Origin of the sequence: Mycobacterium sp. ENV421 (assembly GCF_002887815.1) — a bacterium.
Taxonomy (GTDB): domain Bacteria; phylum Actinomycetota; class Actinomycetes; order Mycobacteriales; family Mycobacteriaceae; genus Mycobacterium.
The window spans coordinates 1-11,411 of sequence record NZ_PDHO01000059.1 but is presented as its reverse complement, the minus strand read 5'-3'; the positions used below and the strand labels follow the sequence as shown (position 1 = coordinate 11,411).

General features: G+C 67.1%; 10 protein-coding genes, 1 tRNA gene and 2 pseudogenes. 7 read left to right on the top strand and 6 right to left on the bottom strand.

Features of this window, described 5'->3' with window-relative positions:
• Positions 1 to 58 precede the first annotated feature (58 nt).
• Positions 59 to 132, bottom strand: a tRNA-Arg gene (locus CRM90_RS28535).
• Between the two features lie 95 nt (positions 133 to 227).
• Positions 228 to 581: a hypothetical protein gene (locus tag CRM90_RS30400; protein ID WP_142391484.1), complete on the bottom strand. Its 354-nt coding sequence runs from the start codon at positions 579 to 581 to the stop codon at positions 228 to 230.
• A gap of 250 nt (positions 582 to 831) precedes the next feature.
• Here CRM90_RS30400 and CRM90_RS28525 point away from each other — a divergent pair, with 250 nt between their 5' ends.
• Positions 832 to 2,037 (top strand): alpha/beta hydrolase, encoded by a 1,206-nt coding sequence (locus CRM90_RS28525; protein WP_102810241.1) that lies wholly within the window; start codon positions 832 to 834, stop codon positions 2,035 to 2,037.
• A gap of 2 nt (positions 2,038 to 2,039) precedes the next feature.
• Here the strand turns inward: CRM90_RS28525 and CRM90_RS28520 are convergent, their stop codons facing one another.
• The 3 genes from CRM90_RS28520 to CRM90_RS28510 form a co-directional block, all read right to left on the bottom strand.
• The gene (locus CRM90_RS28520) at positions 2,040 to 2,714 is read right to left on the bottom strand and encodes an SDR family oxidoreductase (protein WP_102810240.1); all 675 of its coding nucleotides are present in this window, start codon (positions 2,712 to 2,714) and stop codon (positions 2,040 to 2,042) included.
• 97 nt (positions 2,715 to 2,811) lie between these two features.
• Entirely contained in the window at positions 2,812 to 3,120 is a 309-nt protein-coding gene (locus tag CRM90_RS28515; protein WP_102810239.1) for a hypothetical protein, read from the bottom strand.
• Entirely contained in the window at positions 3,117 to 3,341 is a 225-nt protein-coding gene (locus CRM90_RS28510; RefSeq protein ID WP_102810238.1) for a hypothetical protein, read from the bottom strand. The genes CRM90_RS28515 and CRM90_RS28510 overlap by 4 nt, the downstream gene beginning before the upstream one ends.
• A 98-nt stretch (positions 3,342 to 3,439) precedes the next feature.
• On the opposite strand from CRM90_RS28510, the gene CRM90_RS28505 reads away from it, so the two are divergent.
• The 6 genes and pseudogenes from CRM90_RS28505 (at position 3,440) to CRM90_RS28485 (ending at position 11,228) form a co-directional block, all read left to right on the top strand.
• Positions 3,440 to 3,700: a hypothetical protein gene (locus tag CRM90_RS28505; RefSeq protein WP_370506009.1), complete on the top strand. Its 261-nt coding sequence runs from the start codon at positions 3,440 to 3,442 to the stop codon at positions 3,698 to 3,700.
• Between the two features lie 114 nt (positions 3,701 to 3,814).
• Positions 3,815 to 5,299, top strand: a complete 1,485-nt coding sequence (locus CRM90_RS28500; protein WP_102810237.1) for a wax ester/triacylglycerol synthase family O-acyltransferase — start codon at positions 3,815 to 3,817, stop codon at positions 5,297 to 5,299.
• Positions 5,299 to 6,558 (top strand): annotated as a pseudogene (locus CRM90_RS28495) (HAD-IB family hydrolase/lysophospholipid acyltransferase family protein); the annotation flags it as partial. The gene CRM90_RS28500 and the pseudogene CRM90_RS28495, both read left to right, overlap by 1 nt.
• Before the next feature lie 150 nt (positions 6,559 to 6,708).
• A pseudogene (locus CRM90_RS31615) lies at positions 6,709 to 6,858 on the top strand (hypothetical protein); the annotation flags it as partial.
• A gap of 29 nt (positions 6,859 to 6,887) precedes the next feature.
• Complete coding sequence (locus CRM90_RS28490; protein ID WP_102810236.1) at positions 6,888 to 9,215, top strand: glycerol-3-phosphate 1-O-acyltransferase; 2,328 nt, start codon at positions 6,888 to 6,890, stop codon at positions 9,213 to 9,215.
• Between the two features lie 15 nt (positions 9,216 to 9,230).
• Positions 9,231 to 11,228, top strand: a complete 1,998-nt coding sequence (locus tag CRM90_RS28485; protein WP_102810235.1) for a bifunctional copper resistance protein CopD/cytochrome c oxidase assembly protein — start codon at positions 9,231 to 9,233, stop codon at positions 11,226 to 11,228.
• Between the two features lie 27 nt (positions 11,229 to 11,255).
• On the opposite strand, the gene CRM90_RS31505 is transcribed toward CRM90_RS28485, so the two are convergent.
• Complete coding sequence (locus CRM90_RS31505; RefSeq protein ID WP_353617001.1) at positions 11,256 to 11,408, bottom strand: hypothetical protein; 153 nt, start codon at positions 11,406 to 11,408, stop codon at positions 11,256 to 11,258.
• Positions 11,409 to 11,411 lie beyond the last annotated feature (3 nt).

Genomic DNA, 11,411 nt, shown 5'->3' with positions numbered 1-11,411 from the left:
AAAGCTGTGAACCTAATGCAGGTTCACAGCTATTCCGATGTCCTGGGACATCACACAGCGCCCCCGGCAGGAATCGAACCTGCGACCTAGGGATTAGAAGGCCCTTGCTCTATCCGACTGAGCTACGGAGGCAGCGCGTCGACAGTCTAGCGGTGCAGATTTGCCAGAAGGGGCGCGTGTAGCTCTGTGTGAATTGAAATCTGCCTGAGCAAAGCTCCGCGGAAGTTTCAGTCGATGCCGAAGCGCGACTCCAGCGCCTCCTGCAAACGGCGCACTTCCCCGAGTTTTTCGCGCAGGCGCAGCACGGGCTCGGGTGTCCGAGCGGAACCCCAGCCGGCGTCGCAGCGGTTGGTCCAGCGGTGCTGCGCCACCGCGATCAGTTCCTCGAGATCGTCGATCTCGGCCTGCATCAGCTCGGCAAACTGCCTAGCTTGAGCTGCGTCATTGGGGTGAATCGGCCGCGTCGTCGGGGGACGCGGAAACGGCCGCGTCAGCCGCGCGGGCGGACCCGCGGGGAACGCGGGCCCGGCACGGGCAGTCAGTCCGCCGGCGAAGCTGGCAGCGGGGTCCTCGAGAAGCATTCACAAATCGTCCTGTGAATTGCTCGACGTTTCCTGTCAGACAGGTTCGTGGCCAACGCGCGGCCACCGTCTGTTCACTTTGCCGGTCCGGCTTCCTGGGCAAACGGTGTGGCGGAAAAATAGAACCTGAGAATTCCTCAGGTTCAGCCGAAGTTGGGTTATGGTGTGACGACTGGCACACGCAGACCCCGCCGCACCCGCGGTTGGCAAACGCGTTAGGCGGGCTAAGGACAAGGGGGTCTGGTAGCTCATGAGCAGTCCAATCGAGCAGGTCACCACGCGTTGTACGCAGGCCTTGCACACCGGGTCTCTGTTGCTGCGCGGCTCACCGGCCGCGGCCGGCTGGGTGCTGGGGTGGCTCAACGCGGAGTTCGCGCCCCAGGTCCTCACCGGTCACGCACTCGCGACGGTCTCGCCGCTGCAGCGGGTCGCCTGCGCCCTCGCCGTCCAGAAGGCCGACAAGGTGCTCGACGCGGCGCTGGAGGAGACCTTCGGCAAGGACTACACCTCCCAGGTGCGGCATCCGCTCGACCAAGAGCCGGGACACCGGCCCAACGTCGCTGCCGTCCTCGACGCCATGCACCACCGGCGCCGGTACGCGGCCACCACCCGGAACATCTCCTACGGCCCCCGGGGCCGCAACAACACTCTCGACATCTGGCGCCGCCCCGATCTTCCCGAGGGGTACCGCGCGCCGGTTCTCATTCAGGTCCCCGGCGGGGCGTGGTCGGTGAATGACAAACGCGGCCAGGCCTATCCGTTGATGGCGAGGATGTCCGAGCTCGGGTGGATCTGCGTCACCATCAATTACAGCCGCAGCCCGCGCAACGCGTTCCCGTCGCACATCATCGACGTCAAACGGGCCATCGCCTGGGTCAAGGCCAATATCGCCGAGTACGGGGGAGATCCCGAGTTCGTCGCCATCACCGGGGGATCGGCCGGCGGTCACCTGAGCTCACTGGCGGCGCTGAGCGCGGGGGATGAGAGCCTGCAGCCCGGCTTCGAGCAGGCCGACACCAGCGTGCAGGCCGTCGCGCCGTATTACGGCGTCTATGACCTGACCACCACCGACAAGATGCATCCGCTGATGATGCCGCTGCTCGAGCACGTCGTCGTTCAGCGCCGGCTGGAAGACAATCCTCAGGTGTACCGCGACGCGTCGCCGATGCACCGCATCCATCGTGACGCCCCGCCGTTCTTCGTACTGCACGGTGAGAGCGACGCCGTCATCCCGAGTGCACAGGCACGTGATTTCGTTGCGGCACTTCGTTATTCGGGACCTGCAACGGTGGCCTACGCCGAGCTACCCAGGGCTCACCACGCCTTCGACACGATTGCGACGCTGCGTTGCCAACTGGCGGCCGAAGCCGTCGCGAGCTTCATGAGCATCGTCTACGGCCGCCATGTTGCGGCACGCGAGGGTGCTGACAGAGTCGCAGTCGGCTCGGCGAGCTGAGCTCAGGCCACCGTCATCAAGTAATCCGCGGCCCCGGCGTAGACGATCGTCGACGGATTCGGGGTGACCGCGGCGTTGACGATCTTGGTGGCGAACCCTTCGACCGTCGGCAGCGCTCCCGTGGTCCCATCGCCGGAGACCACCGTGAGGTGGATGCCGGCATGGTCCAGCTCGGAACGCATTGCGTAGAGGGCGGTTTCGCCGGCCCGCTTGCTGGCAGCCACTCGCCCGTATCCCTTCGCCACCGCCTTGTGCGGATAGAAGTGGGCCTGATGGCTGGTGACGAAGACGATCCGCGAGCCGGCCGGCATCAGCGGCAGGGCCAGCAGCGCAAGGCGGCGCTGAGCGTCACGGTTGAGGCGCATCGCGTATCCCGGATCCGCGCCGATCTCCATTCCGCCCGACGCGTTGAGGATCAATGCATCCAGCCTGCCGGAGTGTGCGGAGACGTACTGCATCATCGCCTCGACCTCGACGGCGTCGGTGATGTCGGCAGCCAGAGCCGTGGCGCTGCCGCCCGCAGCTCGGATGGCGTCGACCACCGCGTTGGCCCGCTCGGCCTTCTCGCGGTAGTGCACGATCGCGTGAGTATCGGGTGCGGCGAGCTGGCGTGCGACTTCGGCTCCGATTCCTCGGGATGCACCAGTGATCAACACGACGCGGGCGAATTGCTGCATGGCGGGCTCCTTCCGTTGCGGCACCGCCCACCGTACACGAACTCTAAGAAAAATAAGGTAAAAATAAGATAACGCTGAGGCTACGGAAGGCGTGTCACTAGTCCGCCGCGCGGACCTCTTGTGGCCGCAGCAGTGGCACCACGATCACGATCACGATCACGATCAGCCAGCCCAATGCTGCCACCGGGATTGCCCAGGCCCGCCGAATCGCCAGCGCGTGCTGGCAGTGGTCGGCTTTACCCGCGAACGTCGCCTGAACCAGGTCGGAGCTAAAACCGCTGCCGCACTTGATCTGTACGCCCCATGGATCGAAGTCCGGGAGGTACACCGGCCACCGCAGCGCGAGCAGGCCGAACGTCAGCAGCACCGCCGCGACGACGGCCGCCACGACCTGCCGAACGGTCACGTCATGCAGACATTGGCGACCAGCAGCACCGGCCACGACACGATCGACCCCAGAAACGACACCACCAGGTCCGCGCCCCGCATCGACTGCAGATGATCGGTGTGGGTCGACGACCACACCAGACCCACAGCGAGATAAGGGATCCCGATCAACAAGTTGATGCCGATCAGTTCGGCGATCGTCAGTTTGTAGTTCAACGCCGAACGAATTTTCGTCAGCATGATGCCCTCCCGCCCCGAGTGGGCCCAATGCTAACGAGTACGGCGGCCCGGGAGAGTCATTTGTGAGAAACTGTGTTCTCAGATTTGGGGGAGGGGCCGTGGACCAGTTGATGACCAGATTGCGCCGACTGCTCAGCTACGAGGTGACGGTCGAGGCGGTGATCGAAATCGCGATGTGGCTTGCCATTCCCTATCTGGTGATCGGACTTGTCTGGGGTTTCTTCCACGCCGATGCGGTGCAGCAGCTCGAGGTCCAGCTCGGTCGCGTGCTGCCGGCCGGCGCCGAGGTCGGCGCCTACGGATTGGCCGCGCTGCTGTGGCCGGTGCTGCTTCTGCTGCCGCCGCTCTGCCTGGCGTGAGGCGGTAACCGACTCGCAATCGAGACCCGCCACCCCCGCGCGCCGACTAGCGTGGTTGGGGGCGCGCGGGCGTTCGCGGAGCGGGAGGATGTTGGTGTCGATGAGGTGGGATCGATGAGCGGGACCGTCGACGTCAACGGTCTGCCGGACGAGCTCGGCCCCCTCGACATGCTGCTGCATCGTGGCGAGGCCAATCCGCGTACCCGGTCGGGAATCATGGCGCTGGAGATCCTCGATAGCACCCCGGACTGGACCCGGTTCCGGACCGCGTTCGAGAACGCGTCGCGCAAAGTGCTCCGGCTGCGCCAGCGGGTCGTGGTACCGACATTGCCGACTGCCGCACCGCGCTGGGTGGTCGACCCCGACTTCAACCTCGACTTCCACGTCCGCCGGGTCCGCGTCCCCGAGCCCGGCACTCTGCGTGAGGTGCTCGACCTCGCTGAGGTGAGCCTGCAGTCGCCGCTGGACATCTCGCGGCCGCTGTGGACGGCCACCCTCGTCGAAGGACTCGAAGGCGGCAAGGCCGCCACCCTGCTGCACCTCAGTCACGCCGTCACCGACGGTGTCGGCGCCACCGCGATGTTCGCCGAGATCTACGACCTCGAACGTGAACCGGCGCCGCGGCCTGCGCCGCCACTACCGGTGCCACAGGACCTCACGCCCAATGACCTGATGCGCGAAGGGATCAACCAGCTGCCCGGTGCCATCGTCGGTGGGCTGCTCGGCGCCGTCGCCGGCGGCCTGGGCGTGGTTGGCCGCGTGGTGCGCAATCCCGGCACGGCCGTGTGGGACGTCGTCGACTACGCCCGCTCCGGACGTCGGGTGGTGGCCCGCGCCGCCGATCCGTCGCCGCTGCTGCGCCGGCGCAGCCTGTCGTCTCGCAGCGAGGCGATCGAAATGCGGCTGTCCGACCTGCGCGCGGCCGCGCACGCCGCGGGCGGCTCGATCAACGACGCCTACCTCGCCGGGCTGTGCGGGGCCCTGCGGCGCTACCACGAAGCGCTCGGTGTGCCGGTGAACAGCCTGCCGATGGCGGTGCCGGTGAGCCTGCGGGCCGAGGCCGACCCGGCCGGCGGCAACCGGTTCGCCGGGGTCAACCTCGCCGCGCCGATCGCCGTGGTCGACCCGGCAGTGCGGATCCAGAAGATTCGCAAACAGATGACCTCTCGGCGCGAGGAGGCGGCCATCGACTTGATGGGCGCCATCGCGCCGGTCGTCGGGCTGCTGCCCGACGCAGTCCTCGAGGCGATGAGTGGCGCGGTCATCGCGTCCGACGTCCAGGCCAGCAACGTGCCGGTCTACGCCGGCGACACCTACATCGCCGGTGCAAAAGTGCTGCGGCAGTACGGGCTCGGCCCGCTGCCCGGCGTCGCGATGATGGTCGTACTGGTCTCTCGCGGCGGTTTTGCGACGGTCACCGCGCGCTACGACCGCGCCTCGATCACCGACGAGGACCTGTTCGCGCAGTGTCTGCGCGACGGTTTCGATGAGGTGCTGTCGCTGGCCGGTGATCCGCCGCCGCGCGTGGTGCCCGCATCGTTCCCCGATGACGTCAACGACTCCGCCCAACCCAGCCCGAACGGATCGGTGGCCTACTGATGAGTGAAACGGAGATGCGCCTGCCCGGCTCGGTTGCCGAGGTGATGGCCAGCCCCGAGGGACCGCAGATCGGGGCCTTCTTCGATTTGGACGGCACGCTGGTGGCCGGGTTCACCGCTGTCATCCTGACTCGGGAGCGGTTCCGCAGCCGCGACATGGGAATCGGTGAGCTCATCACGATGATCGCCGCGGGCCTCAACCATCAGCTCGGCAGGCTGGAATTCGAAGAGCTGATCACCAAGGCGTCGCAGGCCCTGCGGGGACGCGCATTGAGCGATCTGCACGAGATCGGCGACCGGATGTTCGTGCAACAGATCGAGAAGCGGATCTATCCCGAGATGCGCGAACTGGTGCACGCGCACATGGAGCGCGGGCACACCGTCGTGCTCAGCTCCTCGGCGCTGACCCTTCAGGTCGAGCCGGTGGCCCGCTTCCTCGGCATCGAGAGCACGCTGACCAACCGATTCGAGGTCGACGAGAACGACGTGCTGACCGGCGAGGTGGTGCGGCCCATCCTGTGGGGCCCCGGTAAGGCCAACGCCGTCCAGAAGTTCGCCGCCGACAACGACATTGACCTCAAACAGTCCTACTTCTACGCCGACGGAGACGAGGACGTCGCGCTGATGTACTTGGTCGGCAACCCGCGGCCGACCAACCCCGAAGGCAAGATGGCCGCGGTGGCCCGCCGGCGCGGCTGGCCGATCCTGCGGTTCTCCAGCCGCGGCAGCGGCGGCCTGATGGGGCAGGTGCGCACACTGCTCGGCGTCGGCGCGCTGGTTCCTGCCGCGACCGGTGCCATCTGGTGGGGGACGCTGACCCGCAGCCGTCGGCGTGGCCTGAACTTCTTCACCACTGCGTTCCCGAACCTGCTGTTGGCCGTCAACGGGGTGAAGCTCAACGTCCTCGGCGAAGAGAACCTCCGCAAGCAGCGGCCAGCGGTGTTCATCTTCAACCATCGCAACAACGCCGACCCCGTCATCACGGCGTCGCTGTTGCGGGACAACTGGACCGGCGTGGGCAAGAAGGAACTGAAGGACGACCCGGTCGTCGGCACGTTGGGCAAGCTGGTCGACACCGTATTCATCGACCGGGACGACCCCAAGGCCGCTCTCGAAACCATGCACGAGGTCGAGAATCTGGTCGCCAAGGGCCTGTCGATCATGATCGCGCCCGAAGGCACCCGGCTGGACACCCGGACCGTCGGCCAGTTCAAGAAGGGGCCCTTCCGGCTGGCCATGGCCGCGGGCGTTCCGGTGGTGCCGATCGTGATCCGCAATGCCCAGGTGATCGCCTCCCGGGATTCCTCGACCATGAATCCCGGCGAGGTGGATATCGTTGTGTATCCGCCTCTTTCGGTCGCGGACTGGACATTGGACGACCTGTCGGAGCGGATCGAAGGGGTTCGTCAGCTGTATCTGGACACGCTGAAGAACTGGCCGACCGACGAGGTGCCGGTGCACGACATCTACAAGAAGGCGCCAGCGAAGAAGGCTGCCAAGAAAGCGCCCGCCAAGAAGGCGGCAGCGAAGAAGGCGCCGGCCAAAAAGGCCGCCACCAAGTCGCAGTCACCGAGCGCCAAGGGCCGCCGATGACCCACACCGACCACTTGGCTGACTTCAGTACCACCGACGACGCGCTGGTGCTGGCATCGGTGTCGTCGAAGGCGGAGTTCGAGCTGCTCAACGACTGGCTGCATGCGCAGCGGCGAGCACACCCCGACACCAAGGTCGAGGTGCTGCGCCTGCCCGCCGGTGATCCGCCGCCCGGTGTGGTGGCCCAACTCGTCGAAGAACTCGGCGTCGGGGAGGACAGGCTGGTCGTCCCGGTGCGGGTGTTCTGGGTGCCCGGCGGACTGCCCACCCGGGTCAAGGTCGTCGGCCTGATCTCCGGGCGGGACACCTACCGACCGCCAGAAGTGCTGCAGCGCAGAATCCTTCGCCGCGATCCGTCCCGCGCGCGCATCGTCGCCGGCGAACCGGCGAAAGTCTCCGAGCTGCGCCAGCAATGGCACGAGAACACCGTCGGCGACAGCCCCCGGGACTTCGCGCGCTTCGTGCTGCGCCGCGCCAGGCTTGCGATCGAGCGGATGGAGCTGCGGCTGCTGGGCCCGGAATACAAGTCGCCACAACTGATCACCGACGAACTGATGTCCTCCACGCGATTCATGGAGGGCCTGGAGAAGATCCCCGACGCCGACCCCGCCAAAGCCGAGGAGATGCTCAACGAGCTCGCCACGGGCTGGAGCAGGTTCTCGGTCGACCTGATCCCCAACCTCGGGCGAGCGATCTTCAGCCGGGGATTCGATCCCCGAATCGACTACGACAACATGGAAATCGAGTCGATGCGGCGCGGCCTGGAAGACCATCCGGCGGTCTTGCTGTGGTCGCACCGGTCCTACCTCGACGGCGTCATCGTCCCGGTTGCGATGCAGGAGAACCGGCTTCCGCCGGCCCACACGTTCGCCGGGATCAACCTCTCGTTCGGTTTCATGGGCCCGCTGATGCGCCGCTCCGGCGTGATCTTCCTGCGCCGCAAGCTCGACGACCCGGTCTACAAGTACGTGCTTCGGCAGTTCGTCGGCTATATCGTCGAGAAGCGATTCAACCTCAGCTGGTCGATCGAGGGCACCCGGTCACGCACCGGAAAGATGTTGCCGCCCAAGCTCGGACTGCTGGCCTACGTCGCCGACGCCTATCTGGACGGCCGCAGTGAAGACATTCTGCTGCAACCGGTCTCGATCAGCTTCGACCAGTTGCACGAGACCACCGAATACGCGGCCTACGCCCGGGGTGGCGAGAAGACGCCGGAGAGCGCCGAATGGCTGTACAAGTTCATCAAGGCTCAGGGCGAACGGAACTACGGCAAGATCTACGTCCGCTTCCCCGAAGCGGTGTCGATGCGCCAATACCTCGGCGAACCGGGCGGCTCGATCGCCTCGGACGAGGCCGCCAAACGGCTGGCCATGCAGAAGATGGCCTTCGAGGTGGCCTGGCGGATTCTGCGGGTGACACCGATCAACGCCAGCGGCCTGGTGTCGGCGCTGCTGCTCACCACCCGCGGTCGGGCGTTGACGCTCAACCAGCTGCACCACACGCTGCAGGACTCGCTGGATTACCTTGAGCGCAAACAGAATCCGGTCACCAACAGTGCACTGCGGCTACGCACGCCGGACGGGGTGCGGGCCGCGGTCGACGCGTTGTCGAACGGTCATCCGGTGACCCGGGTCGACGGCGGTCACGAGCCGGTGTGGCGGATCGCGCCGGAGCACGAGCACGAGGCGGCCTTCTACCGCAACACCCTGATCCACGCGTTCCTGGAGACGTCGATCGCCGAACTGGCGCTGGCCCATGCCGGCCGCGCACCCGACGGCGACCGCGTGGAGGTGTTCTGGGATCAGGCGATGCGACTGCGCGACTTGTTGAAGTTCGACTTCTACTTCGCCGATTCAGCGGCCTTCCGCGAGCACCTCGCCGAAGAGATGTCGTGGCAACGCGATTGGGAGGTCCAGGTCGCCGCGGGCGGTGACGCGGTGGACAACCTGCTGCGCGACAAGAAGCCGTTGATGGCGCACGCCATGCTGCGACCGTTCATCGAGGCTTACACGATCGTCGCCGACGTGCTGTGTGATGCACCGAGCGACGTCGAAGAGAAGGAGCTCATCAAGATGGCCCTCGGCGTGGGCGCCCAGTACGCAGCCCAGGGCCGAATCCGCAGCAACGAGTCGGTGTCGGCGCTGTTGTTCACGACGGCGCGGCAGGTCGTGGCCGACCAGAATCTGCTGCAGGCCGGCCCCGATCTGCGGGAGCGGCGAGCGGCTTTCCTACACGAACTGCGCAGCATCCTGACCGACATGGACCGCATCCACGAGCTGTCCAGCGCCCAGTTCTATGCCCGTGAGCTCAGGCAGCGCGAATAGCCATACGCTGAAACGATGCCTGCGCCCGCCGTCCGCCACAGCGCGGTCTGGCCGGTGTTGTCGATGGTGGCCCTGCTGGCCGGCATCACCGCCGCCGGCATCGGCGCGCTGTCCCTCACCGACGCGCTGACCGCGACCGGCCTGCCCGATCCCGGGCCCGTCACCACGCTGGGCCTGCCGTTCGTGCAGGCCGCCGGCGAGATCGCGGCGGTTCTGGCGGTCGGCTCGTTCCTGTTCGCGACGTTCTTCGTCCCACCGCAGGACAGCGGAGTGCTCGACGTCGCCGGCTACCGCGCGCTGCGGATCGGGGTTGCCGCCGCCGGGGCGTGGGCGGTCTGCGCGGCGCTGCTCGTCCCGCTGACCGTCTCCGACGTCTCCGGTCAGCCGTTGCGCGAGCACCTCAACCCGGTGCAGCTGTGGTCGGTGGCCGGTCTGGTCGACACCGCAGGGGCGTGGCGCTGGACCGCGTTCCTGGCATTGGCCGTCGCCCTCGCCGGCCGGGCGGTGCTGCGCTGGTCGTGGATGCCGCTGCTGCTGGCCGGATCGCTGATCACGCTGGTGCCGCTCGGCTTGACCGGGCACTCCTCGGCCGGCGGATCCCACGACGTCGGCGCCAACAGCCTGATGATCCACCTGCTCGCGGGTGCGGTGTGGGCAGGCGGGCTGCTGGCCCTGCTGGTGCATGCGCTACGCGGCGGCGCGCACGCCGACCTGGCGGCGCGGCGATTCTCCGCGGTCGCGCTCTGGTGTTTCGTGGCGATGGGGCTCTCCGGCGTGATCAACGCCTTTATCCGGATTCGGCTCGGTGACCTGTTCGCCACGGACTACGGCTGGCTGGTGGTGGCCAAGATCGCCGCGCTGTGCGTACTTGGCGCTATCGGGTGGCGGCAACGCCGCGGACCGGTCGCCACGCTGCAGGCCGACCCGCAGGCCCGCGGTGTGCTGGTCCGGCTGGCGTCGGTGGAGGCCCTCGTCTTCGGCCTCACGTTCGGCATCGCGGTGGGTCTAGGCCGCACCCCGCCGCCGCCTCCGCTGGTGGCCGACCCGTCACCGGCCGAAGTCGGGATCGGCTATGACCTGGCCGGGCCGCCGACCGTCGCGCGGATTCTGCTGGACTGGCGCTTCGACCTGGTCTTCGGCACGGCGGCACTCGTGTTCGCCGCGGTGTACCTGGCCGGCGTGCTCCGGTTACGCCGTCGCGGTGACTCGTGGCCGCCGGGCCGGACGTTCGCCTGGTTGCTGGGCTGCGCGGCGCTGCTGTTCACCACGTCCTCGGGTGTGGGCCGCTACATGCCGGCCATGTTCAGCGTGCACATGACGGCGCACATGCTGCTGTCGATGTTGATTCCGGTCCTGCTGGTGCTCGGCGCACCGGTGACGCTGGCGCTGCGGGCGCTGCCCGCCGCGGGTAAGGGCAACCCGCCCGGGCCGCGCGAATGGCTGCTCGACGGTCTGCACAGCAAGTGGTCGCGATTCTTCACCCACCCGGTGGTGGCCACGATCGTGTTCGTCGCGGGGTTCTACGGCCTCTACTTCGGCGGCATCTTCGACGCCGCGGCCGGCCTGCACGGTGCGCACGTCCTGATGAACCTGCACTTTTTGGTCAGCGGCTACCTCTTCTACTGGGTGGTCATCGGCGTCGACCCCACGCCACGCCCGTTGCCTGCGGTGGCCAAGATCGCGATGGTGTTCGCCTCGCTGCCGCTGCACGCGTTCTTCGGCGTGGTGATGATGGGCATGGATCAGGTGCTGGGGGAGAGTTTCTACCGTTCGCTGAAGCTGAGCTGGCATACCGACCTGCTCGCCGATCAGCATCTCGGCGGCGGAATCGCTTGGGCGGCAGGCGAAATCCCGCTCGTGGTGGTGATGATCGCGTTGCTCATCCAGTGGAGCCGAAGTGACCGGCGCACCGCCAAGCGGCTCGACCGCGCCGCCGAGCGCGACGACGACGCCGACCTGACCGCTTACAACGCGATGCTGGCCGAGATGGCGCGCCGGGAAGGAAACCGCTGACAGGCGCGAACTGACTCGGCGATGGGGTCAAGCGTGGGTGTCGGGGAAACCCAGGCACCGGCACGCCACTCGCGCCAGGTCCCGCGCGGCATCGGCGGTCGTCATCGTGGGCATGACGATGTGGCTGAGTGACAGGCGCACAACACTTTCGACCATCAGCTGAGTATCCGCGGGGTCCAGCGA

Excerpts from the sequence above, each read along its gene's own strand:
- CRM90_RS28500 (WP_102810237.1), top strand. The coding sequence starts at position 3,815 with ATGAGCGGGACCGTCGACGTCAACGGTCTGCCGGACGAGCTCGGCCCC.
- CRM90_RS30400 (WP_142391484.1), bottom strand. The coding sequence starts at position 581 with ATGCTTCTCGAGGACCCCGCTGCCAGCTTCGCCGGCGGACTGACTGCC.
- CRM90_RS28490 (WP_102810236.1), top strand. The coding sequence starts at position 6,888 with ATGACCCACACCGACCACTTGGCTGACTTCAGTACCACCGACGACGCG.
- CRM90_RS28525 (WP_102810241.1), top strand. The coding sequence starts at position 832 with ATGAGCAGTCCAATCGAGCAGGTCACCACGCGTTGTACGCAGGCCTTG.
- CRM90_RS28520 (WP_102810240.1), bottom strand. The coding sequence starts at position 2,714 with ATGCAGCAATTCGCCCGCGTCGTGTTGATCACTGGTGCATCCCGAGGA.
- CRM90_RS28485 (WP_102810235.1), top strand. The coding sequence starts at position 9,231 with ATGCCTGCGCCCGCCGTCCGCCACAGCGCGGTCTGGCCGGTGTTGTCG.
- CRM90_RS28510 (WP_102810238.1), bottom strand. The coding sequence starts at position 3,341 with ATGCTGACGAAAATTCGTTCGGCGTTGAACTACAAACTGACGATCGCC.